Origin of the sequence: Ehrlichia muris AS145 (genome assembly GCF_000508225.1) — a bacterium.
Classification (GTDB): Bacteria; Pseudomonadota; Alphaproteobacteria; order Rickettsiales; family Anaplasmataceae; genus Ehrlichia; species Ehrlichia muris.
In genome coordinates this window covers 1,078,230-1,104,930 of record NC_023063.1, presented here as the reverse complement: position 1 = coordinate 1,104,930, position 26,701 = coordinate 1,078,230, and the positions used below count along the sequence as shown (strand labels likewise).

Annotated in this window: 21 protein-coding genes; 10 read left to right on the top strand and 11 right to left on the bottom strand. The window is 29.8% G+C overall.

The genetic code is table 11. The features are described 5' to 3' along the window. Positions 1 to 146: 146 nt before the first annotated feature. Positions 147 to 1,991, bottom strand: a complete 1,845-nt coding sequence (locus tag MR76_RS04205) for a pentapeptide repeat-containing protein (RefSeq protein WP_024072460.1) — start codon at positions 1,989 to 1,991, stop codon at positions 147 to 149. Positions 1,992 to 2,494: 503 nt separating this feature from the next. Between MR76_RS04205 and MR76_RS04200 the strand changes: the two genes are divergently transcribed. After that, positions 2,495 to 3,127: an SURF1 family protein gene (locus tag MR76_RS04200; protein ID WP_024072459.1), complete on the top strand. Its 633-nt coding sequence runs from the start codon at positions 2,495 to 2,497 to the stop codon at positions 3,125 to 3,127. Between the two features lie 418 nt (positions 3,128 to 3,545). On the opposite strand, the gene MR76_RS04195 is transcribed toward MR76_RS04200, so the two are convergent. Next, positions 3,546 to 4,853, bottom strand: coding sequence for a cbb3-type cytochrome c oxidase subunit I (locus tag MR76_RS04195; RefSeq protein ID WP_024072458.1), 1,308 nt, complete (start codon positions 4,851 to 4,853; stop codon positions 3,546 to 3,548). 300 nt (positions 4,854 to 5,153) lie between these two features. On the opposite strand from MR76_RS04195, the gene pgsA reads away from it, so the two are divergent. Then, positions 5,154 to 5,705, top strand: a complete 552-nt coding sequence (gene pgsA / locus MR76_RS04190; RefSeq protein WP_024072457.1) for a CDP-diacylglycerol--glycerol-3-phosphate 3-phosphatidyltransferase — start codon at positions 5,154 to 5,156, stop codon at positions 5,703 to 5,705. 912 nt (positions 5,706 to 6,617) lie between these two features. Here pgsA and purH read toward each other — a convergent pair. From purH to rseP, 5 genes are read right to left on the bottom strand one after another with little or no spacing between them, the layout of a single operon-like run. Continuing rightward, positions 6,618 to 8,132 carry a bifunctional phosphoribosylaminoimidazolecarboxamide formyltransferase/IMP cyclohydrolase gene (gene purH / locus MR76_RS04185; protein WP_024072456.1) on the bottom strand — a complete coding sequence of 505 codons (1,515 nt, stop codon included), beginning with the start codon at positions 8,130 to 8,132 and terminating at the stop codon, positions 6,618 to 6,620. A 31-nt stretch (positions 8,133 to 8,163) separates the two neighbouring features. Then, the gene (gene fabZ, locus MR76_RS04180; RefSeq protein WP_024072455.1) at positions 8,164 to 8,610 is read right to left on the bottom strand and encodes a 3-hydroxyacyl-ACP dehydratase FabZ; all 447 of its coding nucleotides are present in this window, start codon (positions 8,608 to 8,610) and stop codon (positions 8,164 to 8,166) included. A gap of 20 nt (positions 8,611 to 8,630) precedes the next feature. Beyond that, positions 8,631 to 9,179: an OmpH family outer membrane protein gene (locus MR76_RS04175; protein ID WP_024072454.1), complete on the bottom strand. Its 549-nt coding sequence runs from the start codon at positions 9,177 to 9,179 to the stop codon at positions 8,631 to 8,633. A gap of 15 nt (positions 9,180 to 9,194) precedes the next feature. Beyond that, positions 9,195 to 11,507, bottom strand: a complete 2,313-nt coding sequence (bamA, locus tag MR76_RS04170; RefSeq protein WP_024072453.1) for an outer membrane protein assembly factor BamA — start codon at positions 11,505 to 11,507, stop codon at positions 9,195 to 9,197. Positions 11,508 to 11,511: 4 nt separating this feature from the next. Then, positions 11,512 to 12,579 (bottom strand): RIP metalloprotease RseP, encoded by a 1,068-nt coding sequence (rseP, locus tag MR76_RS04165; protein ID WP_235111272.1) that lies wholly within the window; start codon positions 12,577 to 12,579, stop codon positions 11,512 to 11,514. Positions 12,580 to 12,772: 193 nt separating this feature from the next. On the opposite strand from rseP, the gene MR76_RS04160 reads away from it, so the two are divergent. Next, complete coding sequence (locus MR76_RS04160) at positions 12,773 to 13,054, top strand: succinate dehydrogenase assembly factor 2 (RefSeq protein WP_024072451.1); 282 nt, start codon at positions 12,773 to 12,775, stop codon at positions 13,052 to 13,054. A gap of 287 nt (positions 13,055 to 13,341) precedes the next feature. Then, positions 13,342 to 14,562 (top strand): protein-disulfide reductase DsbD family protein, encoded by a 1,221-nt coding sequence (locus MR76_RS04155; RefSeq protein ID WP_024072450.1) that lies wholly within the window; start codon positions 13,342 to 13,344, stop codon positions 14,560 to 14,562. 382 nt (positions 14,563 to 14,944) lie between these two features. Here the strand turns inward: MR76_RS04155 and MR76_RS04150 are convergent, their stop codons facing one another. Further along, positions 14,945 to 16,087 (bottom strand): D-alanyl-D-alanine carboxypeptidase family protein, encoded by a 1,143-nt coding sequence (locus MR76_RS04150; protein ID WP_052327681.1) that lies wholly within the window; start codon positions 16,085 to 16,087, stop codon positions 14,945 to 14,947. A gap of 312 nt (positions 16,088 to 16,399) precedes the next feature. Here MR76_RS04150 and MR76_RS04145 point away from each other — a divergent pair, with 312 nt between their 5' ends. From MR76_RS04145 to prmC, 4 genes are all read left to right on the top strand, one after another. Further along, positions 16,400 to 16,915 carry a gamma carbonic anhydrase family protein gene (locus MR76_RS04145; protein WP_024072448.1) on the top strand — a complete coding sequence of 172 codons (516 nt, stop codon included), beginning with the start codon at positions 16,400 to 16,402 and terminating at the stop codon, positions 16,913 to 16,915. A gap of 1,386 nt (positions 16,916 to 18,301) precedes the next feature. Then, complete coding sequence (gene odhB, locus MR76_RS04140; RefSeq protein WP_024072447.1) at positions 18,302 to 19,504, top strand: 2-oxoglutarate dehydrogenase complex dihydrolipoyllysine-residue succinyltransferase; 1,203 nt, start codon at positions 18,302 to 18,304, stop codon at positions 19,502 to 19,504. Between the two features lie 302 nt (positions 19,505 to 19,806). Next, complete coding sequence (map, locus tag MR76_RS04135) at positions 19,807 to 20,607, top strand: type I methionyl aminopeptidase (RefSeq protein ID WP_024072446.1); 801 nt, start codon at positions 19,807 to 19,809, stop codon at positions 20,605 to 20,607. 6 nt (positions 20,608 to 20,613) lie between these two features. Continuing rightward, positions 20,614 to 21,456: a peptide chain release factor N(5)-glutamine methyltransferase gene (prmC, locus tag MR76_RS04130; protein WP_024072445.1), complete on the top strand. Its 843-nt coding sequence runs from the start codon at positions 20,614 to 20,616 to the stop codon at positions 21,454 to 21,456. Between the two features lie 915 nt (positions 21,457 to 22,371). On the opposite strand, the gene grxC is transcribed toward prmC, so the two are convergent. Next, positions 22,372 to 22,617 carry a glutaredoxin 3 gene (gene grxC, locus MR76_RS04125; protein WP_024072444.1) on the bottom strand — a complete coding sequence of 82 codons (246 nt, stop codon included), beginning with the start codon at positions 22,615 to 22,617 and terminating at the stop codon, positions 22,372 to 22,374. 90 nt (positions 22,618 to 22,707) lie between these two features. Between grxC and MR76_RS04120 the strand changes: the two genes are divergently transcribed. Further along, entirely contained in the window at positions 22,708 to 23,631 is a 924-nt protein-coding gene (locus tag MR76_RS04120) for a bifunctional riboflavin kinase/FAD synthetase (protein ID WP_024072443.1), read from the top strand. Positions 23,632 to 23,709: 78 nt separating this feature from the next. Next, positions 23,710 to 24,225: a signal peptidase II gene (lspA, locus tag MR76_RS04115; RefSeq protein ID WP_235111270.1), complete on the top strand. Its 516-nt coding sequence runs from the start codon at positions 23,710 to 23,712 to the stop codon at positions 24,223 to 24,225. 187 nt (positions 24,226 to 24,412) lie between these two features. On the opposite strand, the gene MR76_RS04110 is transcribed toward lspA, so the two are convergent. Together MR76_RS04110 and MR76_RS04105 are read right to left on the bottom strand one after the other, a co-directional pair. Then, positions 24,413 to 25,045, bottom strand: a complete 633-nt coding sequence (locus MR76_RS04110) for a hypothetical protein (RefSeq protein WP_024072441.1) — start codon at positions 25,043 to 25,045, stop codon at positions 24,413 to 24,415. A 960-nt stretch (positions 25,046 to 26,005) separates the two neighbouring features. Continuing rightward, positions 26,006 to 26,698 (bottom strand): hypothetical protein, encoded by a 693-nt coding sequence (locus MR76_RS04105; RefSeq protein WP_024072440.1) that lies wholly within the window; start codon positions 26,696 to 26,698, stop codon positions 26,006 to 26,008. Positions 26,699 to 26,701 lie beyond the last annotated feature (3 nt).

Sequence of the window (26,701 nt, the reverse complement as noted above, 5' to 3'; positions counted from 1 at the left end):
ATTTTGTCAGATCATTTAAATTTTTATATAGAAAATAGTATTTTGATGAGTTGTATAATTTTGTACTTATGAATGGAGTGTAACTTCTTTAAAATGATGGATATTCAATTTGTTAAAGTGAGAATGAGCTTGAAATAAGTTCTTATTTATTTCTGATTAGTATAGCCAGTTTTTACGTGTCGTAAATTTGTTTTATATGTATTAATTTCATTTAATTTACTATGAGATAAATCTGCATTCTCTAAGTTGGCGTTAGAAAAATCTACATTCTTAAGCTGTGAATTTTCAAAACTAGAGGATTGTAAATTCGTGTTAGAGAAATTGACATTTTCTAGATATAAACCTGAAAAGTTTGCATTCTTTAATATAGAATTTGAGAAATTTACATTGTTTAAGTTTATTTTTCTGAAATCAAAATTGGAAAAATTGACATTAAATTCTTTACTGTTTGTTATAGCATCTTGTAAAGCTTTAGTAGATGTAATTGCTTGTTTAGGAAGTTCTTTTGAATGAAAGTTTTTATTGTTGATAATAATTGTATTTTTAATGTCACAATTATTAATTAGAAAATTAGTGAGAATACTTCTATGAATGCTAGATCCAACTATATTGGAATTCTCTATCTTTGCAGATTCTAAATTATTAGTGAAAAAGCTGACTTTGTGTATTTTATTTTTATTAAATATTGCAAACTCAAGATTGCTATTATTTATATTACTGTCTTCTATTGTTGAGTTAGACCATAGTGTTTTTGCTGCATTTACTTTATCATATGTGCCATTTTTAATTGTATTATTATCTATAACTGCAGAAGTTAATTTGCTTGAATAGATACTAGAATTATTCCATTGTGAATTTTTTATTAATACCATTGTGAGGTCAGAATTTGAAAAAACTGTATTGTTGATGGTTGCATTGTTTAAAATAGCAGATTTCATATTTGATTTTGTGATATTAGTGGAATCAAGAAGAACTTCTTGCATGTCTGATTCTTCTATGCTGACGTCACTTAAATCTGCGTTGCTTAAATCTGCATTGGATAGTATAGTATTATTTAGATTCACTCCAACTAGTGTTGCGTTACTCATGCGTGCTTTGTGTAAATTTGTGTTATTAAGGCTAGTATAACGGATATCTACGAGGTGCATGTTTGTATTGCTTAAGTTAGCATTGTGAAAATTTGCATAAGAAATGCTTGATACTTCCATGTTACTGTTACTTAGATCACTTCCTGTTATGTCTGATGAATCTAAGTTTGCACCATATAAGATAGTATTTGTTAGATTTGAAAATTGAATTTTTGAGTTATGTAAATTTGCTCCGAAAAAGTTTGAATTTGATAAGTTACAATTTTGAATGACTATATTTTCACCTTCAATATCGTGAAAGTTTGCTTTTTCTATTCTAGAGTTGAATATTGAGACTAGTGTTAATTCTGTTTCAGAAAAATTCGCGAGTGATCCGTTTATTTCTGTTAAGATGGAGTAACGCATATCTGAATCACTGAAGTTTGTGTGATTAATTTTTGACTGTGTAATTGTGGTTTTTTGCAGATCTGCAGATGTAAAGTTAGCAAAATTTAAGTTTGAGTTTTTTATATTAGATTTACTGAAGTTTGCATTGATAAAGGATGCTCCTTGCATATTAGCATCTATAAAAGTAGAGTTGGATAGATTAGCTCTAGTGAAATTTGCGTGTAGTAGGGTTACATTATTAAAGACTGATCCCCGCAGATCTAGATCACTAAAGTCTGCTCCAGATAGATTATCACCAAATTCTTTTTTAAAGTCTAAAGGTATTCCTTTAGCATGACATTTTATTATAAAGCTTACAAAATCTTCTTTAGTATATGGGGTACGCTTTACAGTAAAGAAGTTTTCTTGATTTATAGTTTCATCTTGATTGGTAGTATTAGCAAAACATATGTTAGTGCTCAAGAATAGAGCATATATTATTAAAACTGTAAAAGTATGTTTCATATAATGTTTCATAGTATACTTGCATAGATTGATAATATAATCCAGCTCATTATAGGTAATAAATCTCATAAAATTGTTAATATTAATTTTGCTATTGTATGTTTTTTATTAGATATAAAAAATAGATTATTTTATTCCATCTTGGATTTTCTTGCATAATATAGTTATGTAACTTCAAAGTTTATGAGATTAATGTGATGTTTATCTACTATTTTTGGTATGTTGTTTTATGTATAGATAGGTATTTATTGGTAGATATAGTGAGAATGAAAAAAAGTTACGATATAAGTTTGTATAGAATTTTTAGATAGTAGAATTATAAATTAAAGTGCTGTTTATTTATTATTTTTAATGTTCTTATTGTTAATTATATGATGTCTGTAGGTAAGCATAGTAGCGGTGGAAGCAACATTTTTGTAATGCTCATGGGTGAAGATTTATGTTTTCATACAGCATGAATATTATAATCTAAATATATTAGCTTACTTACAAGATAAATAAAAGGTAGTAATAGTATGTGGTTAAGGCTAATTGTTGTTTTTATTATTCCCTTTTCTACAATGGTTTTTCTTGGTACGTGGCAAATATTTAGGCTGAAGGAAAAAATCGATATTATCACCACTATGCAAGCTCCATCCACTAAATTATTATCTTATGATTTAGTAAAACAGAGTTATAAAAGTATAAAAGTAAATGGAGCTTTTGATAATGAGCATCTGTTTTTTGTTTTTGCTGGAAGGTTAGGTTATTATGTATTGCAACCGTTTCATTTGAGTGATGGTAAGTATATATTAGTGAACAAAGGTACAGTGTTAGATAAGATGAGCAAATTTGAAGTTCTTAATGCTACTCAGCTTGATATTCAGGGAATTCTGTATTGTGATAGTTATAAAAAAATTGGGTGGTTTGTTAAAAATGATATTGATGCTAATGTTTGGTTCTGGTTTGATATAAAAAATATGATGAAGCAAATTAAAATTCCTTTGGAGAGTTGTATAATATGGGCTGATAATACAGTGGCTTTTGATGGTATAACGGCTAATGTTCCACTAAAAATTAGAAATGATCATCTTGAATATATTGTTACGTGGTATTTATTAGCATTGATATGGCTAATAGGTTATATATGTTTATGTTGTTATAAATGAACTTAAGGTAAAGTACTTAACAGTGAAGGAGTAACGTTAAGGATAAGTTTTTAGTTAATGATTTTACATAACAAAACATTAATTTTTTGTAATACTAAAAAGGTGTTGTAACTTTTTATTAGATGATCTTTGTTTTTGTATTGAAATTTATGTGTATAATATGTGCTGATATGGGTTTTTTATAAAGTACTATTCTATCTTTAGACTAGGGAAGTATAATGTTGTATTCCTTTTTCCGATTTTATAACAAAATTATAATTGTGTCGAACATGGGGTAAACAAAGAAGATATTAATTTTGTAGTATAAGTGTTTCTTGGTTGATTGCCTTTTCTATATTAAGACTTATATATATGGGGTGTGTTCTATATAGAAGTTTTGTAAATGCGGTCTTTGTAGTAAAGATTTATGCTTAATAATTTATGATGTCGAATTAAGTTTCTTACGAGTTTGTAATAGCACTATTATTACGAACAAACATCCACCAATGATGGCCATAAGTCCACCAATTGTAAAACAGTACTTTGCAATTTTTGATGCTGTGTCAGGTAAGTATGTTACTTTTCTTATAGCTCCGTATCCACCTAACCATTCTAATCCAGTTATATGTAAGAATTGACCTAAGCTGTATATGTAAATTTGAAGATTAGCATAAAAGCTATTTGTACTCCCGAAATTCAATTTTGGTAAAAGCCAGTAAATGAACCCCATGAATGCCAGAGTCATTCCAACAATAGATCCATGATAATGTGCAGGTATTGTTACATTACCATGAATACTTAGTATTCCTAGTATACCACCATAGCTAAATAGTAAAGTTGTACATAGTAAACTATGGTAATTGTGTTTTAATAATGTTTTGAAATTGAATAGTGTCAAGATGAATAAAAATGCGGGTATTATTCCTCCAAGAATACGCATGTGCCATGTAAAAAAATCCATCGTAAATTGAGAATCAGCTGGGTGATATATGTATATAATAGGTCCTATAATAGTTGATGAAGTATTTATTATAAATATAATATTGATTACATTTGTGTTCAGTAACTTGTTACTTGTTCCTAACATAATGAAATATACTATTAGTAATGCTTGGCTGAAAGCTATTTGCAGTATATGTCCTCCTCCCCAAAATATATTTTCATAAAAAGACATGGTGTGTAAATCATTGGTTGTATGTATTGTATAGTAAGACATAGTGAAACATAAGATAGCACATATGAGTATTATTGAAATACCGTGTACTCCCAATGATATGCCTTGAGGGATATGTAAGTTGTGACATTTGGTTGATAATATTGAGTAGAAGAGTGTGCTTATAATGAATGTTAATAGTCCTAATAAAAAACATAGGTTGTTTATCACTGGAATATAATTGTTTTTTATCGGGTTTGCATTAGGAAAAAAGACGGATAGCACCATTAGGAATGTGCCAATAAATGCAAAGTAACATAGATATTTGAAACATTTTGCGTACTTATTGGTGGAAATTATTAAACTTGATATTATAGAAATAATTGAGGATGCCCATACTAGTACTGATAAATTTACATGTATTACTAATGATGTGTCAAAAACTTTATCTACATCTGTAATGAAAAATTTTGATATAGGAAGTCTAAGCAAAATAACAAATATAGATAAAAGTCCAGATATTGCTAAAGCAGATATACCTAATAATAACCACTTACGACATAATTTTATATTATAGTTATTTATATAAGACATGAATATGCACAGTATTCTTAAAGGGTAAATTATAGATCTACTATTAAAATAGACAAGAGTATTTAACTGAGTCTTCATATTTATATGATGTTGAATTTAGTTAAATAGTTTTTATGATTCATACTTTATATAAATTACATGTATAAAAATGATCTACAGGAAGTGTGGCGGTATTCATAATTGAGAATGTTTTAGAATTATTATTATGTGACATGTTTGAACAGTACATAACTTTAATATAAATATTGAAGTTATTGAGATTATTATTATTATAGGGTGTGGTATGAGATAATATGCATTATGGTTGGTTATTTTAGAAGGGCTTTGCCTAATTTGTTAACTATAGTTAGAATATTTGCGATTCCTGCAATAGTATGTAGCTTTTATATTGGTGATAATAACTCAAATTACATTGCATTTATTATTTTTATTTTTGCATGCATTACAGATTTTTTTGATGGTTATTTAGCGCGTATATGGCAGACACAATCTAAATTTGGCAAGTTATTTGATCCAATTGCTGATAAACTTATTGTAGCTGCAGCTGTGATTATGTTGATTTATATTGGTAAAATTACAGGGCTAACTATTATTCCTGTAGTTGTGATAATTTGTAGAGAGATTTTGATTTCTGGCTTGAGAGAATTTTTGATTTCTATAAATGTTGAACTTCCTGTTATTAAAGTAGGGAAGGTCAAAACATTTATACAGATGTCTGCTATTGCTATGTTAATGTTAAATGATAGTGTAATATTATACATTGGTGAAATGATACTATATTTGGCTGCTGCGTTAACTATGTATTCTGCATATCTTTATATCTGTGTAGCTCTGAAGCATATATACTCATAAGAGTCATTGTATTGCTATTTTAATCTTATTAGAGAGACCTCTCTTATAGTATTGGCATATATATATACATATTAATGCTACTACTAAAAACTAATTGTATCTATTACAAGATTTTATAATGCCTCTATGTTTATGTATGGTTTGACATTGGCATTAGTTTAGTAGAAATATCTATTGTGATGATGGAAACTTCTAATTTAAGATAGCAATTTTCTATTGGATATTGCTAAATTAATTAATACCTATTGCAAATCTTAGAGTAATTACCATATTTACTTATAAGGTTGTTGTATTAGAGGTAATTTAATGAAGATTCAACTGTCAGTAATAAAAATTTCTAATGTTAGTGAAAACATGGATCTTTTGGTTGCTTCTTCTATTACTTCTTGAGCTCGTAGTGACCCCCTCCAGGTTGGATTATTATACTGATGTGTTTACAGATGTTACTTAGTAATATACTTGTCTGTGAAGGTGAAGAATGTATCAGATGCTAATTAATTTAATAAAAAGTCAGCTATCAGTGGTAAAAGTTTCTAATGTTAGTGAAAAACATGGCAATCTTTTTTGCTTCTTCTATTACTTCTTGGTCTCGTAGTGACCCCTCCCCAGGTTGGATTATTACACTGATGTGTTTACAAGATGTTACTTAGTAATATACTTCTGTGAAGGGGAAGAATGTATCAGATGCTAATTAATTTAATAAAAAGTCAGCTATCAGTGGTAAAAGTTTCTAATGTTAGTGAAAAACATGGCAATCTTTTTTGCTTCTTCTATTACTTCTTGGTCTCGTAGTGACCCCTCCCCAGGTTGGATTATTACACTGATGTGTTTACAAGATGTTACTTAGTAATATACTTCTGTGAAGGGGAAGAATGCATCAGATGCTAAATTAATTTAATAAAAAGTCAGCTATCAGTGGTAAAAGTTTCTAATGTTAGTGAAAAACATGGCAATCTTTTTATTGTTTGCTTCTTCTATTACTTCTTGGTCTCGTAGTGACCCTCCAGGTTGGATTATTGCATTGATGTTTACAGATGCACTTAGTAATATACTGTCTGTAAAGGGGAAGAATGCATCAGATGCTAAAACTGCTCCTGTGCAATCTTGGGCTTTCTTTATTGCAATTTCAAGGCTATCAACACGACTCATTTGACCAGCTCCGACTCCAATTGTACGATGGTCTTTTGCGATGACAATTGCATTGGATTTTACATGTTTACATACTTTCCATGCAAATAATAGATTAGAAATGGTCTCATCTGATACTGGGAAATTTGTAACTTGTATTAAATCGCTCTTTGATAGCTGATTTGTATTACTTTCTTGTAGCAAGAACCCATTACTGACATTTTTAATTATATATTTTGGTAAATTATATTCTGTAGATAGTATAACGCGTACATTTTTCTTCTTTTGTATAATTTTCATTGCTTGATCTGTAATTGATGGACCAATTACTACTTCAATGAAGATCTTGTTTAGTTCTTGTGCTATGTCTTCGTTGATTTCTCTGTTTAGTGCAACAATACCACCAAAACTACTTTTTGGATCACAAGAAAAAGCCTTGTTGTATGCAGTTGTGATATCATCAGCAATGGCTGTGCCACAAGGATTACTGTGCTTTATAATTACTGCTGCTGGTTGTGTAAACTCTGCTACTATATTTATAGCAGATTCTATGTCTACTATATTATTGTAACTTAATTCTTTTCCATGTAGTTGTTTTAGAGGGTATTTACTTTCTGAGCTACTGTAAAATGCACCTTTTTGATGTGGATTTTCTCCGCATCTGAGAGTTTGTACCTTTGTTCCATGTATGATAAATGTTTCAGGTAAAATGTCATTACTATCTTTGCTTATCCAATTGTATATATTACTATCATAAGCTGAAGTGATAGCAAAGGCCTTAGTGGCCAAGTATTTCCTATATGTTAAGGTTGTGGAATTCTGATTATTAGTCATTTCTGCTTTTAATGTATCATAGTCATTGATGTCTGATATAACTGTTACATTATGAAAGTTTTTTGCTCCAGATCTCAGTAAGGTAACTCCTCCTATATCTATTTGTTCTATTATCTCATTTTCAGTTGAGGTTTTAATATTTGCAACTTGAGAGAAGGGATATAAGTTTACAACAACTAAATCTATGTCATATATTCCTAAGTTTAAACCTTCTGCAGCGTGTGTATTGCGGTTACTTAGTATTCCACCATGAATTTTTGGATGTAGAGTCTTTACCCTACCACCCATTATTTCTGGAAAATTTGTATAATCAGATATTTCTGTTGTTTGTAATCCTGCATCTAATAAAGTTTTATAGGTGCTAGTTGTTGCAATGATCTCTACCTTTTGTTCAATTAGAAATTTTGCAAGTTCTATGACATTTACTTTATTATATACGGATATAATTGCTCTTTTTATTTTCATATTTTTCTACATTGATATACACGTTAAAAAATCACACTGCATTTTGCTTAATCATTGCTAGAATTTGTGCTTCCGCGACAAGTGTATCCTCTACATGTGCATAACACTGAAACCTACATGTATTTTTTCTTCTATGTATGACACTTACTTCAAAAACTAACGTATCACCTGGAATTACAGGTTTGCGGAATTTTGCTAGCTCTATTGACATAAAATATACTGAGTAATTCTGCATGTTGTGTTCTTGAGTGTCGGATATTACACATATTATACATGCTTGTGCCATAGCTTCTACAATGAGTACACCAGGCATGATTGGATTACCAGGAAAGTGGCCAATAAAAAAAGGTTCATTAAAAGTAACGTTTTTTATTGCTATTACAGATTCATTAGGTGTGCATGCAGTTACTTTATCAATCAACAAAAAAGGATATGAATGTGGTATCATCCTTATGATTTCTTGAATATTGAACTGCATACAATTCCCTAATTAATATATCATTTCTTTATTTCTATGTTTGGTAATTCTTTATTCAATCTTTCTAATACTTCGTTAGAAAAATCTATACCATCAGCAGCGTAAAATACTTGGTTCTTCTTCATTAAAAACAGGATTAAATTAACATTTTGTTCCTTTGCTATCTTAGCTGATATGTTTTTAATCTTGTTGTAAACCATCTCCATAGCATTCATATACATGTTTTCTAATTCTGATCCTTTTATAGAAATGTCTTGTTGTAGATTTGATACTTTTGTTTTAAAATCTGCAACCTTCTTTTCGAAAGCCTCAGCACTTAAAATAGCTTTTTGCTTGCTTAAATCTTCTTCCATTTTATGTAATTCTTCTTCTCTTGCTGCAAAATTTTTCTGTAATTCTGCTCTTTTATCGTCTAGTTGGGTCCTAATACTTTTTACTGATAATGCTTCAGATATAATTACATCACGGTCAATAAAAGCTACCGGAATATTCTGATCATTTTTTGCTAAAGCCTGATAATTTAACCCAAATAGTAGTATGAAAATAATTAAAAATAATCTTGATCGCATAAATACCTCTTTTTTTTATTGCATTGAAAATCTTATCATATCTGTAACATCATAATCTTCTTTTAATATAGGGAATCCAAAATCTAACCTCATTGGCCCAAATGGGGAACGCCATGAAAAACCAAAGCCAGCAGAAAGTCTTAATGATTTATTCTCATGGTACTCTTTGTCTGTGTAGTCAAGGCCAAATAAAGTTGCTGCATCAATGAAGAGAGAGCCTTTTATTCCCAAATCATCTGGTAGCCCTATAGGGAAATCAACTTGGTTAATCATATTAAAGTAAAATTTTCCACCTAATGCATCTAATGTATTTTTATCTCTTGGTCCTATACCTGATGCATGAAACCCTCTAATTTCATTGCTTCCTATTATGAAACGTTGATTTATTTTTACTTGTTCATTGCTTTTATATGAAAAAACGTATCCCATAGAGGTTTTTATACTTAAAAGAATATCATTGTTAACTTTTGGAAAAATCTCTCTGCTATAATTAATCGAACCTTCAGTTTTAATGTAGTGTAATGTTCCACCTAAACCAGAAAAGCTTTGACGGAGTTTAATAAGGTATCCATCTCTGATTTTAGACAAATTGTCAAATTTGCGGAATTGCAAAGAATATCCAACAGATGAATCAATGTTTTTACCAGCCTGTTCTTTGATTAACTCGGATGCGGTGTCTTTAACATTAAATATGTTTACATGCTTATAGGAATAGTTCAATGAAAGATTGAGATCATCAGTTATATCATGTGATGTGTGTAACATAAAGCCAGCATTACTACTACTAAAAGCAGCTTCTGTATTACCTAGTCTTGAATTAAGGTTTGGAGAATCTTGGCCTCCGGGTTTGTTTTGATGTGCATAGAATAAACCAAATCCTACTGCTGAATCAGTGTCTGAAAAATTTGGTACTATAAAATCAATACTACTAGACAAAGAAGAAGTGGATTTTTCTGCTTGTAAAGATAATATTTTCCCAGTTCCAAGCAAATTTCTCTCTTGTATGTTTATTTTACCTACAAGTCCAGTAACACTAGAAAATCCTGCTGATACAGCAAATGTACCAGTACCTCTTTCTTTTACTTGAAAAGTCAAATCAACTAAACTGTCATTTATCTTATGATTTTCTACATTTACAGATTCGAAAAAACCTAATCCTAATATATTTTTATAAGATCTACTGATAACGCTAGCATTATATATATCACCTTCAGAAATATTCAACTTTCGCCTAATTACTTGATCTAAAGTGGTCTTGTTGTTAATAATATTTATATTGTTAATATAAACTTTATTTCCTGTATATATTATATAATCTATATCAACTACATCATCTTTTATATGGTATTCATGTTTTATGTCTGAAAAAAAGTTACCATTATTATTTAAATGTTGAGTGATTTTTTCGATAGAATTATTAATGGATTCTCGATTAAATATATCTCCATTTTTTGATAATATAAGGTTCTGGATTTCTTCCTTTAATTGTTGATAATTGTTGACTTGTTTGTCTATAATTATATTGTTATTACCAAACTTATACCTTATTCCTTCTTCAAGAGAAAAAATAAGATTGATGTTATTATCATTTCTCATTTCTGGTACTATAGATTTAATCTTAAAATCTATAAAACCTTTAGATGTGTAAAAGTTATATAAGCCTGCTTGGTCAAGCATTAACCTTTCAGCAGCAAATTTTGTATTACTATTGAGCATTTTGTAAGGATAATATTCAGTTGATTGTATGGCTTTTTTGAGCATGCTATCTGAAAAGAATTTATTTCCAGTAAACTTGATAGTCTTTATTCTGGATGTTGGTCCTTCATTTATTTTGACAATTATGTCTATTTTATTGTTTTCGAGCTCTTTTACTTCATAATCAATTTTTGCACTTAACTTGCCTTTACTTTGGTATAATAGTAACAAATTTGATATATCTTGTTGTAATTTTGATTTTGTGAAAACTGCTAATTTTTTTAATTTTAGGATGTCATTTAGCAAATCCTTTTTATTGAATTCTTTGTTTCCATAAAAAACTATGTTATTGATAACAGGATTTTCTTTTACATTAATTACTAAATAATTGTCCTTATTAACATATACTTCAATATGTGAAAATAGTTGTGTTAAGTATAGGTTCTTAATAACTTGATCAATAGTGTCTTGTGTTATATTGTTTTGTAAGTTAATTTTTGAATAAAAATATATGGTTTTATAATCTAGCCTATGATTGCCATTGATTTGAACTTGCTTGACTTGAGTGTTTAAAACTTCTGCATGTGCAAAAGAAGAAGTGAATAGTATTAAAATAATAATAATGTATCTCATAAAACTACTTAAACATACTTTTTATATCATTAAACGTGGCAAGAATCATTAAAGACAGCAGAAGCATTAACCCAATGGTAGATATACATTGCTGATATTTAGGATTGAGTTGTTTACGTCGTAATATAGCTTGAACAAAATATTGAAAAATATGCCCCCCATCCAGCATAGGAACTGGTAGTAGATTCATTATGCCCAGATTGATAGAAATCATGGCCATGCACAACAATACTTCATTATGCTTTACTGATTCTCCAGAATATTGAGCAATGCGTATGGGGCCGCCTAATTCAGAAACACTACGTTTCCCTGTTAACATTTGTCCCAACACTTGAAAAATTGATTTTGATAACAGATAAGTATAATTAATAGACTGGATAAAAGCATTGCTAATACTTAATTTCTGTAACTCATAATTACTAAGTGTATTACTTACTGTTACCCCTAAAAATGGCCTTTTTTTTATGCTGCCAAATAATCCTTTTTCGTCCTTGATGGCTGGTTTAACTTTGACAGTATGAACATGTCCATTACGTGAATATTCTATGATTAATTCTTGATTGTCTTTTGCATATTTTTCTATATACTGCTTAATTTCTTCAAACCATTTAACCTTATGGTCATTGATTTTGAGTATCATATCTCCTGGCGCTAATCCAACATGCTCTGCTACACTGTTTTGTACTATACCTCCAATAACAGAGTTATGCTTCATCATGCCTTTGGTGGTAAAGAACATCATAAGTACTACTATAGCAAAAAGTAGGTTTGCTAGTGGTCCAGAAAAGACAATGAAGAATTTTTGATATAAAGGCTTTTCACAAAATGCAAACAATTTGTCTTTTTCAGATAAATGCTGAGAACTTGCTTTAGCACCAGATGGGTCTTCATCTCCTAACATTTTTACATACCCACCTATTGGTATTACGCTAAATTTCCACCTTGTCCCGGATTTATCGTTAATGCCAAACAACTCTGGTCCAAATCCTATAGAAAAAACTTCGACCTTCACATTGCATAGTTTTGCAGCAATATAATGACCATATTCATGAACAAAAACTATAACAGACATTATAATAAGAAACGATAGCAAATAGAATGATCCGTTGTTGAGTACATGATAGAGATTATCAATAATACTTGTCATAGGTAGAATACTACATGTCATTAAAACTAAGTTGGATGATATAGTATATTTATATGGTTGACAACATAATATGTAATAATTTTAATTGAGCGATTTGAGAGATTGAGACACAAATTTTATGAATGAATTGCTAGTGAAACGTAAGAAACTATTGTACAGGAGTTTACATAGAGGATGCAAAGAAATGGATATAATACTTGGTAATTTTGCTTCGCATTACATACATCTATTGTCTTCTGAAGACATTGATAAATATGAGACAATTGTGAGTACTAATGATCATCAGCTTTATAAATATATTATAGGACAGGATCCAATTCCACAGTATTTGGATAACAGCATTATGAAAAACATTATAAGCTTTAATGAATCGTTAGTAAGGTCAAAGCTTTTAGCTTAGCATAAGGTGTAATATGTTTGATCTTGTTGAGAAGTATTTATTAGTATTTTGTATCAGTGGATGGTAACCTTTAATATATGTTAATTCTTGAATCTATTATATAAATAAATTAGAATATGAAGTTGCTTTTGACTGTCTGTGAAGAGTAAATAAATTTATTTTTACGTTAGTTTAAAAAGTAAAATTATATTTTTAATACTTTTTTAAGTATACAAACTTATAGTTGTTATGTGTGTGTTCTTGTAAATTTGTAGTTAATGTTAATGTCTGTTTAAAATGTTGTAAATATGTTTTTTAATGATGATTCAATATACATTTTAGTATGTGCTTTGCTTGGTGGCATCATTTTAAATTGTATGCCATGTGTGTTTCCTGTCTTATCATTGAAAATAATGTCAATGGTTAAAAATTCTCAAAAGAGTAAAGTGTCACTAAAAGCTGATGGGATATCATATACACTTGGAGTGATGGTCAGTATGTTGCTATTGTCTTCGGTGCTTCTAGTGTTACGTCATTTTGGCTATCTGATAAGTTGGGGATATCAGATGCAATTTCCAATATTAATTACTTTATTGATGTATATAATGTTTTTGATGGGGTTATCTTTTTCTGGGTTTTACGATTTACCATTTATTATTCCTACTTTTAATCAAGTTAAATCTAAAAGAGAAGGATTAGTAGGTAGTTTTATTGTAGGGATATTATCAACATTTGTTGCTACTCCATGCACTGCTCCTTTTATGGTATCCGCTGTAACTGTTGCTTTAAGTCAAGCAAATCTCTATTCATTGTTGATTTTTCAAGTTCTTGGTTTTGGAATAGCATTACCTTATTTGTTATTGTCATTTTTTCCAGGCTTATTAAAGTTCATTCCTAAGCCAGGTAGATGGATGGAAATCTTACAGAGGTTTTTGGCTTTTCCACTTTATTTTTCTGCAGCATGGTTGCTCTGTATCTTAATAAAACAAAAGGGACCAGAAATATTATTTGCTGTGTTGTCTTGTGCTATATTGATTGTTATGGGGATATCGGTTATGAAATTTATAAGATCTTGGAAGCCTATAAGTAAATTTATAATTTGCTTATGTTTGTTATTTGTAGCAATTTCTCCTTTGTATTTTGAGTCAGTGAAAGAATTTATAATGAAATATAAAGAAGAGAAGCATATTGTGGTAATAGAGTTTTCTCAAACAGAGTTGGAGCAACTTCTTCAAGACAAAAAGACGGTGTTACTATCTATAGGGGCAGATTGGTGTTTGACGTGTAAGGTTAATGAAAGAGTTTTTCAATTAGACACTATCAAAACTTTATTTATCAAGAAGAATATTTACTATATGAAAGCTGATTTAACCTCTAAGAATCCTGAGGTCACAAATTATATTAATCAACTAGATAAAAATAGCATACCATTGTATGTATTGTATGTTAATGGGGTTAAGGTTAAAATTTTACCGCAAGTTCTCAGTGAAAAGACAGTAGTTGATATTATAAATCAATATGTAAAATAGGAACCTTTTCAAGGTTCCATTAATTATTAGATGGCTGTTAGTATAGTTGATTCGTTATTGCAAGAGATATATTGCAAATTTGAAATTAAAAACTTCTGTAGTGTATGTTCCTATTTAAAGATATACAAGGTTTATAATGTTACATAATTAAAAATTTCAACTGAGATTATTATGAATAAGATAAGAGTAAACAGTATATACGTCTTTTATGTTATAATTCAATAGTAAGTTTATGTGATCAATAAGTATAGTAAAAATTGGAAAAATTTCATATATATACGCAGATTTAGGAACTAATCTTTTTACTGATATGCAAGCTAGTTAGCTTCACGTAGCAATACATCCAATCGAGATTTTTAGCCAATGCCATCTAGTGTTATTATTAAGAAACAGATTTATCTGGTTTAGGAAAAAATATATACCATATCCTTTGAAAGAAATTAAGGCTATTTACATCATTTGCTGCGTATATAGGTATCACACGCTCTGTAAATTCTGGTATTTGTATATAAAGCTTACCAATTTCTTGTCCTTTTTTTATTGGAGCAGATATTACATTGTCATGTGAAAAAAAGGTTTTTACTGTGTTATATGAGCCTTTAGGATATAAAACGGTAACATCATTACTAAAAACAGCTTCTACGTATTTTGCGTCACCGTTTCTGATGGCTATTTTTTTTACTTTATTATCTTTATGAAAAATGGTTTTACTACTAAAATTATTGAAAGAGTAATCTAACAGTTGTTTTATTTCAGATAAACGTTCTTTCTCGGTTTTAAGATTATTGATTAATATGAATATACGTCTGCCTTCATGTTGAGCAGAGATGATGGATCCATATCCTGCTATATCTGTGTGTCCGCTAATCATAGCATCTATTCTATTATCTGATAATAATAAGTTATTACTTTCTTGATATATATTATTGTATTTGAGATCTTTTTTAGAAAATAGATGATAATATTCGGGAAAATCTTCAAAAAGTTTTACTATAAGAGTTATTAAGTCACGTGCTGACATTACTTGCTTTTTGTCTTGTGCTCCTATTACATTAGTGAAATGAGATTTTGTTAAATTAAGTTTTTGTGCTATGCGATTCATCTCATCAACAAAATTTTCCTGTGAACCTGCTACACCTTCTGCCAGAGTAATACAAGCATCATTAGCAGATGTTGTAATAATCCCATTGATTAAATCTCTTACTGCTACTAATTGTCCTGCTCTTAGAAACATGGAATTTCCGCCTTTTTGCCAAGCTTCTTTGCTAGTTTTAAATTTATCTTCCATCTTTACAAACCCAGCTTTTATATAGGAGAATGCAACATATAAAGTCATCAAATTGCTCATAGATGAAGGTACAATTTGCTCATCGATGTTGTGCTCTAGTAACATTATGTTAGAAAATAAGTCGAATACTGCTACTTGAGATGTTGTTGTTTGTATAGGTAAAGCTATAGCATTACTTACATATGCTTGAATACCGATAGAACAATATAATAATAAGATGATTATATAACGGGACATTATCAAATATATACTTAGAAACTTATATCTTTTATATATATCAATCTTCATGTGAGATCAATAGTATAATTAGTTGGTATATTTTGTTATAACCTCCAGTAAAAGTACTTTGTATGTTTTTTTACAGCTTGTGCTGAATAAATTTCCTACTATATGTTAAATGTGTGAAAAATTGCTCTTGTTATATAAAAATATGCCATATAGCTATATTGAATACTTGTCGTGTAAGTATTCAATACAATTCTGTCATAGCTTTATAGCATTGTGTAAGATATATAAAATGAAAGCAGGGAAATATGGGTAAATAATTCTATGGGTAATATAAGTAATTATAAAAATTTTGTTCCTAATGTAGACAATACTGTCTTTATTGCACCTACTGCTTCTGTTATAGGGAATGTTTACATTGGTAAAGATGCTAGTGTATGGTACAACTCAGTATTACGGGGAGATGTAGGAATAATCAGTGTAGGTGAAGGTACTAATATTCAAGACAATACTGTAGTGCATGTTGATAGGAATTATGGTGATACAGAAATTGGTAAAATGGTTACAGTTGGACATGGGTGTATACTACATGCTTGTCAAATACATGATTATGCATTTATTGGTATGGGTTCTATTATTATGGATAAGGTGATTATGGAAAAGAATACAATGTTGGCATCAGGATCTTTAGTTACAAAAGGGAAAATAATTAAATCTGGAGAATTATGGGTTGGTAGACCAGCAAAATTTTTTAGGATGCTTTCTGAAGAAGAGATAAATCACATCAAGGAATCTGCTAATAATTACATACAATTATCTCGGGAATATTTGTGTTATTAAGTAATTATACGTCTAGCAGATATACATTGTATATAATTATTACATTAAGATTGCTTATTTTATATGTGTGAGGATTTCTGGTATTTTTACGAATGAAAGGCTTTATGCTCCTGGAAACTGAGTTTATGGAAATAGTGTAATATTAGATCACTTTTAAGAATTTACATAATTATACTACAACATAGTGTATGACATATAATAGGTATATATATGTGTTGCCTGCTATAGTGTATGTAAAAGTTATCCTTATGCTCCTGGAAACTGAGTTTATGGAAATAGTGTAATATTAGATCACTTTTAAGAATTTACATAATTATACTACAACATAGTGTATGACATATAATAGGTATATATATGTGTTGCCTGCTATAGTGTATGTAAAAGTTATCCTTATATCCTTTATCATCAGTTAAGTTGGAAATAGTAAGTGATGAGTGTTAGATTGTTGTATTGTACTTGTGTACAGTTATTATGTAGTTACTTATTGAACTTTGCTTGTTTTAATATATACAGAGATTTTTTTGTGTTTTTAAGAATAAAAAGCTTTGTGCTCATAGAGGTTAAGTTTTTGAAAATGATATAGTTTAGTTGATGTTAGATTGTGCTTTATAATTAAAGATTTATAACTTACACGAGAGTAGCACGTAGGTAAAAAACAGTGTACTTTTAATTCAAGATTACAAACCTTGTACAGCATAACCGATAATTAGGAAATTTAAAATCATAAATACTATTAACTTGCGCTATAGGAGTGATAAAAGCATGATATATACATCGATGATAATAGTGTAAATATTCTTTATTTTAGTATATGCATAAGTTGGTTTTCTTAAAAATAAAAAACTCTTCTTTTGTTATAAAATTTCAAATTATTATTCTGAGATGGTTGTTGATAATTAAAATTGGAAATGCTCTGGTATAAAAAAATTGCTAAAGTGCTTTACAATGACTTAAGTTATTGTTGTGTGGATGATATTGAAATTGAAAAGTGTATTTATGAGGATAGTAGATGAATATTTAACTACATGTTAAATAGATAGTTAAGTTGGTTTGTAAAAATGTCTGCTTGTTGTTATGTAGTATTGATAGTGATGTGTTGAATCGAAAAAAGTCTCTTAACGTATACTAATCATTAAATCTTTTATTGAAAATAATTCAGCAATATCAATAAATAAAAATTATAGTGTTATGTAGAATTAGAATATATGATTGTAATACTTAAACAGTAATGTATGATTGTAAATCAGATTTTCTATTTAAGTGTAAAAAGTGCAATTTAAATATTGAGGTTATGATAATTTGAACCATAATTAGTAGTCATATTATATCATGACTGCTTTATATATATAATTAAGTCTGTATAGAGAATTTTTTAAGGTACATTTTATGAGTGAAATACAAGTAAGAGCTGAAAATCTTGGTGGTGAATCAATATTAGAGGCTCCAATCAGGGTATCAGTTAATGTTGGTGATAATGTAAAGCAAGGTGATATGTTATTTATCATAGAAACTGACAAGACTTCGCTTGAAATTGTATCTCCTGAAGATGGCGTTGTTAGTGAAATATTTGTTGCTGATGAAGAAATGATAAAAAGGGGACAGATTTTGTGTACAATAAATACTACAAAATTAAGTGCTGTTCAGTCATCTGGTGGTAGCCCTATACACAGTGCGACTGAGGCAACTGATAATATGCAGCAATTTGTACAGAAAAAAGATGCTCCATCTGCAAGGAAGATTATGGAAGAAAATTCAATTGATAGAAATCAAGTAGAGGGTTCTGGTATTGGAGGTCGCGTTACAAAATCTGATGTCTTGAATTATATAAAATCTACTTCTAAAGAAAATAGAGAATGTAATAATCGATTATCTGTTGTTTCTGAAGAAAAGAGGGAAGAACGTGTAAAAATGAGTAAAATTAGGCAGGTAATTGCTGCTAGATTAAAAGAGTCTCAAAATACTGCTGCTATATTGACGACTTTTAATGAAGTTGATATGAAGAATGTTATGGATCTTCGAGCTAAATATAGGGAAAATTTTGAGAAAAAATATGGTATTAAGCTTGGTCTTATGTCTCCTTTTATAAAGGCGGTGGTGTTGGCGTTGAAAGAGTTACCAATAATAAATGCTGAGATATCAGGTAGTGAAATTGTGTATAAGCATTATTATGATATAGGTATTGCAGTAGGAACAGATAAAGGATTAGTTGTTCCAGTAATACGTGATGCTGATAAAATGTCTTTTGCTGATCTTGAGTTGACATTGGCTTCTTTAGGAAAAAAAGCTAGAGAAGGAAAGTTAGAGGTTTCTGATATGACAGGTGCAACGTTTACTATTACTAATGGTGGTGTGTATGGATCTTTGTTGTCTACTCCTATAATCAATCCTCCTCAATCTGGGATTTTAGGCATGCACTCGATACAAAAACGCCCTGTTGCGATTGATGATAACACTATAGAGGTTAGACCTATGATGTATATTGCTTTATCTTATGATCATAGGATTGTTGATGGGCAAGGTGCTGTAACGTTTTTAGTTAGAGTAAAACAATATATTGAAGATCCTAGCAGAATGTTTTTAGAAATATAAGTTTGACTATGAGTATACTGTTAATGAGGTACATGTTTGTATTTAGGATAGTATTGAGCTAAGGATTATTAGCAATTAATAAAGATACTGTTGTTAATTTAGCATGATTGAGTGTATACAATGGTAGATAGGAATTCCTAATAACTCTTTGTTGCTTATTTTTAATATCGCAGTATATTTATTTTTCTTCAAGCATTAGTGGTGTATATTTGTTTAAGAAATAAGGGTTCTGATATTATAAAAGTACTTTTATAATACAGTGATGATGTGGTTTATTATGAAATTTAATATTATTGGAAGATATGGATAATTTAGGAAGAAGTATCACTATTCATAGTAAAGAAGACTTTAAGTATATGCATAATGCTGGCAAGCTTGCGGCAGAAGTCTTAGATTTTGTTACTCCATATGTAAAACCAGGAGTTTCTACTAATGAACTTAATGATTTATGTCATGATTTTATTATTAATGCTGGGGCAATCCCTGCTCCGCTTGGGTATAGAGGATACCCTAAATCTATTTGTACTTCGAAAAATTTTGTTGTCTGTCATGGTATTCCTGATGATTTGCCTTTAAAAAATGGTGATGTTGTAAATATAGATGTCACTGTTATAGTAGATGGGTGGCATGGGGATACGAGTAGAATGTACTGGGTTGGTGAACCATCTATTAAAGCGAAGCGTTTATGTGAGGCTGCATATAGAGCACTAATTGTAGCAATTGAACAAGTAATGCCTGGACAAAAGCTTAATCAGATTGGTTTGGCTATTGAGAGAGAGATGAAGAAATATGGTTATTCTATTGTTCGTGATTATTGTGGTCACGGGTTAGGTAAGGTGTTTCATGCTTCACCAAATGTAGTGCATTATTATGATCCAGATGATCCTATAGTTATTAGGGAAGGAATGTTTTTTACAATAGAGCCAATGATAAATGCTGGAAGATGTGATACTGTACTTAATAAGAAAGATGGGTGGACTGTTACAACCAGGGATTTGTCTTTATCAGCACAATTCGAGCATTCTTTAGGTGTTACTGAAAATGGAGTAGAAATATTTACATTATCTCCAAAAAATATGCATTGTCCTCCTTATGTTTGCTAGTTTATTATGGATACTGTAATTTCTTTATTTAATAGTGCTGTTGATTTTTTATCTTCTTGTAATATAGACAATCCAAAGCGTGATATAGAAATAATAATAAAACATCTTGTTAATACTGAGGACTTAGTTACTATACTTGATCCATATATGCCTGTTAGTAAATGTGATGTGGAAGTATTTTGGAAAATGATAAGGCAGCGTTCTGCTAATGTACCTATATCACATATTATAGGTAAAAGAGAATTCTGGAGTACAGATTTTATTGTAAATTCTAGTGTTTTAGATCCTAGACCAGATAGTGAAACGATAATTTCTTCCGTGTTTGCAATGTATCCTTGCAAAAATCACAGGCTAGTTATAGGAGATTTTGGTACAGGGAGTGGATGTTTATTAACAATTTTATTATTAAGGTATAGAAATGCTATTGGTGTAGCTATTGAGAAAAGTGTAAAAGCTTATAGAGTTGCGTACCAGAATTTTAAAAAGCATAGATTATATAACAGAGTAAAGATGAGATTATCTTCTTGGAATACTTGTTATGATATGTTTGATTTGATAGTTAGTAATCCGCCATATATTAGGAGAAGTAAAATTGCTAAATTACAGCCGGAAGTTAGATTATATGAACCAATTATGGCTTTAGATGGTGGCTCAATAGGATTAGAAATTTATTCACAAGTTTTTGTAGTAATAAAAAGATGTTTAAAACAGAATGGTGTTGCTGTTTTAGAAATAGGAGAGGACCAACATCAAATTCATAGAGTAGTACACAAATATGGATTAAAATTCTGTACTTATCATAGTGACTTATCTGGAAGACTACGTTGTATAGTAGTTAAGCAAGTGTGAGATTAGTTAGACTCATGTAAAAGCCAATATGAGTTTTGTTCTATCATAAATTTAGATTTGTATCAAATAAAATTGGAAGTTACGTTTTATGAGAAAGCTAATATGCACAGCTTTATGTTGGAGGCATATTACACAAACACTTAGTATAGCAGTTATTGAGTTGTACAGAAGATTACGCTAAAAGCAAGGTATGAAAATTCATTGTCATTATTTAACTCACTTGATTCATACAATGTATATGAGCCATACATGTTGCCTATGTGTTGATTATAATAAATGGCAAAATCTCTCAATATTAAGGAAATATTACATAAGCTTAATATAGCAGTTATTGAGTCGTACAGAAGATTACGCTAAAAGCAAGGTATGAAAATCATTGTCATTATTTAACTCACTTGATTCATACAATGTATATGAGCCATACATGTTGCCTATGTGTTGATTATAATAAATGGCAAAATCTCTCAATATTAAGGAAATATTACATAAGCTTAATATAGCAGTTATTGAGTTGTACAGAAGATTACGCTAAAAGCAGTGTTATGATCATTATTATTATTTAATTCACTTGATTCATACAATGTATATGAGCCATACATGTTGCCTATGTGTTGATTATAATAAATGGCAAAATCTCTCAATATTAAGGAAATATTACATAAGCTTAATATAGCAGTTATTGAGTCGTACAGAAGATTACGCTAAAAGCAAGGTATGAAAATCATTGTCATTATTTAACTCACTTGATTCATACAATGTATATGAGAATATGCTGTTGCCTATGTATTAACCATTAATAAATAATAAAATTCTCAATATTAAAAAAATTTTGTATAAAAGATTATTATAGGCATCAATTGACTGCTATAGAAGATGCTGGCTAAGGGCCTCCCAGACCTGATTTGTAGTTTGTTGTTATAACTCTAATTTACCTGACTCATATAACCTATACAGGTCATCACATCCGCCTATGTGTTGATCATCAATAAATATTTGTGGCAAAGTTCTCATACCATTGGATTCTTGTATCATTTTTTTTAACAAGGAACTATTGTTTGTAACATCAATTTCTTCAAAAGAAATGTTTTTTTTGTTGAATAAAACCTTTGCTTTAGTACAATAGGGGCATAGGTCTTTAGTATATATTTTCACTTTTACCATTATTACATCCTACGATTAACTGAAAGTGTTTTTTCCTGGATATCATAATAATAAAGAAAAGTAAAGATAGGAATTTTATAAAATTTTGTTATGAAGATAGTATATGGTTATCCTAATCAGAAAAGTAATATAAATAGTGTTCTTGCTTTTGGAAATTTTGATGGGTTACATTTAGGTCATCAATATATCATTGATACAATAAAAAATATTTCAGTGAAAGAAAAGATAGCTTCTGCCATTATTACATTTGTTCCACACCCTGCTGAATATTTACGTAATAGAAAAAATTTCCTGTTATTAGATCTTGATCAAAAGATTAAATTGTTGCAAAGCTATGGAATAGATTATCTGTATATTATTGATTTTAATAAAAATTTTTCGCAGCTTTCTCCAGATACCTTTGTAAAGGATGTATTAGTAGATAGTTGCAATGTAAGATATGTTGTAATAGGGCATAATTGTTTTTTTGGATATAAGTGTTTAGGTGATATAAATTTATTATATTCTTATTCAAGTGTTTATAATTATGAGGTGATAAGGATAGATCCTATTTTTATAGATAGTAATATATTATGTTCTTCTTCATCAGTTAGAAAATATTTATCTGAAGGAAAAATAGAATTAGCAAATAGAATTCTAGGTAGGTCGTATCAAATTAATGGTAAAGTAATTAAAGGGTTAGCTAGAGGACGTGTTATTGGATTTCCTACGGTTAATGTTGGTATTGAGCATATATTGATACCTAAAGCCGGAGTGTATTCTGCATGTATAAAGATTAATGATAGTAATACATGGTTAAATGGAGTAGTCAATATTGGATTGAGGCCTACATTTAATGATTTAAGTTTTCCTATATTAGAGATGCATATTTTTGATTTTAATAGTGATATATATGATCAATATGTAGACATTCAGTTATTAAATTTTATACGCTCTGAACGTAAATTTCATACTATTGATCAATTAAAGCAGCAAATTAGTGAGGATATTGTACAAGTAAAAAAAAGTTTGTAATATATGTGGTTGTAGATTAACTGAGTAAATGGTATATAACAGATTTATTATAGAAAGTACAAAGTTAATAGAAATGATTTGATTGCTCATAGTCAAGCTAAGGCAGCAGTTAATAGTCATTATCTGGATAAAGGATTTATGAGTAGATATGTATTAATAATATGTGTGTTAATTTTTGTAGATCAACTTAGTAAGTGGTATATAATGAATTTAATAGGAGATGTTGGGGTAATAGAAGTATTTAGTTTTTTACGGTTTTCTACAGTATGGAATACTGGAATTAGTTTTGGTATGTTGCATGATTTTATGTATAGCAATCTTGTTTTTTGTAGCATTTCTATTTTGATTACATTTGTTTTATTTTATTTATTAATAATACGTTCATTTCATAGATTACCTCTTGCAATCGTTATTGGAGGGTCAATAGGGAATATATTAGATAGAGTTAGACACAATGCTGTATATGATTTCATAGATTTCTATATTAATCAATGGCACTGGCCTACATTCAATTTAGCAGATTCTTTTATATTCTTAGGTATAGTTATAATAATAGGACAAAACAATTCCGCAAGGCAAAGCCTGCTACCCTAATATCACATTAGAAACTAAAAAAATACCATATGAAACTAGCAAAAGCTCACAATAAAGAAAACAAAAGATTAGACAGAACTAGCTTATACCATACAAAATTGTTATGCTTAATGGAAAATATACATCTTATAAAATCCAGCTTCCTCCCCCTAGCACAAACTACGTACCTAACATATTTTGGATTCATTCATGCAAGCTGTAACTTGCAAGGATGATATACTATTAAGCTCAAGATAGCGTCAGTAAACCGATTGCTTTTCCTTGCAGTATTGTCTGCATTTCCAGCTACGATAACGTGGTTTTGGGTATCTGGTACAATGAGATTCTTAACAGTATATGCTAAGAGTGATAGCGCAAGGGCAGCTAAGCTTACATATAGTCCAATACAAAATGGGTTCTTGAAATCAACAAATACTGAGAAATCTTTTTGAGATAATGCTCCAAGAAATGCTGCGGAAGATATAAAAGAAATTGCAGATAATCCAATTAAGAGGCAACTTAGATTACTACGGTGAGTTCCATAATTGAACTTAACACATTTGTTGTCTTCTTGCTTACGTTCACCGACACAAGTGCTTGCTAATATTAGTATAAAAGAAGCTACAAGGGCTGCAGCAGCGCACATTAGTATTATAAAATACTTGTTTCTTGGGTCAAACTTCGTATTGTTTGTAGTGACACTAGCAAGAGAGAAAATTAATACAGCAAAACTTGATAATGCAAGCAGCCAAGCCACACTATTCAATGCTTCTATCCTTGGTGTACTTGGAGTTGCTGAGACATTATATTTGCTCGCAGTATAGTCCATATGTTTTTTCATAATAAATACCATTATATAAATACTTAAAAGTAACTTAACCCCTGAATATTACTTTGTCAAAGACATAACCATGACGTGTGAGTAATTTCATGGCTTAAAGCATTGTAAATGGGGTATAAACCTATATACATTATAGGTTATAATTTTTAAAAAAGTAAAGTATATTTTTCTTTAATCACTAAAATAAATAGTCATAAATTACTATTTAATAGATTTGTACTTTACTAAATATATTAAGTGTAAGTTAGTGGTATTTATGATGTTTCAGTATTTTTCTCAATTAATTGGTAATGCTGTGTAAGATTTGTAATCTTGATAAAAGTATACTGATTTTTTTATCTATGTGTTACTTTTGTGTAAGTTATAAATCTTTATTAATGTATATCCCTATATCTTAAGGCTTGCTGTACTATGCTCATGTAATTTGATGGCTAACTTCTTTGGTAATTAGCAATTGGATGCTTATGCTGGATCTATGATTAACCAAGTATGTTTTGTTTAGCCTCATTTTGTGATTCACTCATGCAATCTGTAACTTGCAAGGATGATATAGCATTAAGTTCACTGATTTTTTTATCTATGTGTTACTTTTGTGTAAGTTATAAATCTTTATTAATGTATATCCCTATATCTTAAGGCTTGCTGTACTATGCTCATGTAATTTGATGGCTAACTTTTCTTTGGTAATTAGCAATTGGATGCTTATGCTGGATCTATGATTAACCAAGTATGTTTTGTTTAGCCTCATTTTGTGATTCACTCATGCAATCTGTAACTTGCAAGGATGATATAGCATTAAGTTCACTGATTTTTTTATCTATGTGTTACTTTTGTGTAAGTTATAAATCTTTATTAATGTATATCCCTATATCTTAAGGCTTGCTGTACTATGCTCATGTAATTTGATGGCTAACTTTTTCTTTGGTAATTAGCAATTGAATGCTTATGCTGGATCTATGATTAACCAAGTATGTTTTGTGCCTCATTTTGTGATTCACTCATGCAATCTGTAACTTGCAAGGATGATATAGCATTAAGGTTAATGTTAAGTTCTCTCAAGATAGATAAAGGAACCCACTTGCTTTTCCTTGCAGTATTTACTAAGTCTGCATTTCCAGCTACGATAACGTGGTTTTGGGTATCTGGTACAATGAGATTCTTAAAAGTATATGCTAAGAGTGATAGCGCAAGGGCAGCTAAGCTTACATATAGTCCAATACACAATGGCTCCTTGAAATTAAGAAATACTGAGAAATCTTTTTGAGATAATGCTCCAAGAAATGCTGCGGAAGATATAAAAGAAATTGCAGATAATCCAATTAAGAGGCGACTTAGATTACTACGGTGAGTTCCATAATTGAACTTAACACATTTTTCGTCTTCTTGCTTACATTCACTGACACAAGTGCTTACTAATATTAGTATTAAAGAAGCTACAAGGGTTGCAGCAGCGCACATTGCTATTATAAAATACTTGTCTCTTGGGTCAAAATTCGCATTGTTTGTAGTGACATTAGCAAGAGAGAAAATTAATAAAGCAAAACTTGATAATGCAAGCAGCCAAACCACACTATTCAATGCTTCTGTCCTTGATATACTTGGAGTTGCTGAGACATTATATTTGCTCGCAGTATAGTCCATATGTTTTTTCATAAT

Coding starts and splice junctions, on each gene's coding strand:
- fabZ (WP_024072455.1), bottom strand. CDS start 8,610: ATGCAGTTCAATATTCAAGAAATCATAAGGATGATACCACATTCATAT.
- grxC (WP_024072444.1), bottom strand. CDS start 22,617: ATGGTAAAAGTGAAAATATATACTAAAGACCTATGCCCCTATTGTACT.
- pgsA (WP_024072457.1), top strand. CDS start 5,154: ATGGTTGGTTATTTTAGAAGGGCTTTGCCTAATTTGTTAACTATAGTT.
- prmC (WP_024072445.1), top strand. CDS start 20,614: ATGGATACTGTAATTTCTTTATTTAATAGTGCTGTTGATTTTTTATCT.
- MR76_RS04120 (WP_024072443.1), top strand. CDS start 22,708: ATGAAGATAGTATATGGTTATCCTAATCAGAAAAGTAATATAAATAGT.
- odhB (WP_024072447.1), top strand. CDS start 18,302: ATGAGTGAAATACAAGTAAGAGCTGAAAATCTTGGTGGTGAATCAATA.
- rseP (WP_235111272.1), bottom strand. CDS start 12,579: ATGTCTGTTATAGTTTTTGTTCATGAATATGGTCATTATATTGCTGCA.
- MR76_RS04105 (WP_024072440.1), bottom strand. CDS start 26,698: ATGAAAAAACATATGGACTATACTGCGAGCAAATATAATGTCTCAGCA.
- map (WP_024072446.1), top strand. CDS start 19,807: ATGGATAATTTAGGAAGAAGTATCACTATTCATAGTAAAGAAGACTTT.
- MR76_RS04205 (WP_024072460.1), bottom strand. CDS start 1,991: ATGAAACATTATATGAAACATACTTTTACAGTTTTAATAATATATGCT.
- MR76_RS04175 (WP_024072454.1), bottom strand. CDS start 9,179: ATGCGATCAAGATTATTTTTAATTATTTTCATACTACTATTTGGGTTA.
- bamA (WP_024072453.1), bottom strand. CDS start 11,507: ATGAGATACATTATTATTATTTTAATACTATTCACTTCTTCTTTTGCA.
- MR76_RS04200 (WP_024072459.1), top strand. CDS start 2,495: ATGTGGTTAAGGCTAATTGTTGTTTTTATTATTCCCTTTTCTACAATG.
- MR76_RS04110 (WP_024072441.1), bottom strand. CDS start 25,045: ATGAAAAAACATATGGACTATACTGCGAGCAAATATAATGTCTCAGCA.
- MR76_RS04195 (WP_024072458.1), bottom strand. CDS start 4,853: ATGTCTTATATAAATAACTATAATATAAAATTATGTCGTAAGTGGTTA.
- purH (WP_024072456.1), bottom strand. CDS start 8,132: ATGAAAATAAAAAGAGCAATTATATCCGTATATAATAAAGTAAATGTC.
- MR76_RS04160 (WP_024072451.1), top strand. CDS start 12,773: ATGAATGAATTGCTAGTGAAACGTAAGAAACTATTGTACAGGAGTTTA.
- MR76_RS04155 (WP_024072450.1), top strand. CDS start 13,342: ATGTTTTTTAATGATGATTCAATATACATTTTAGTATGTGCTTTGCTT.
- MR76_RS04145 (WP_024072448.1), top strand. CDS start 16,400: ATGGGTAATATAAGTAATTATAAAAATTTTGTTCCTAATGTAGACAAT.
- MR76_RS04150 (WP_052327681.1), bottom strand. CDS start 16,087: ATGTCCCGTTATATAATCATCTTATTATTATATTGTTCTATCGGTATT.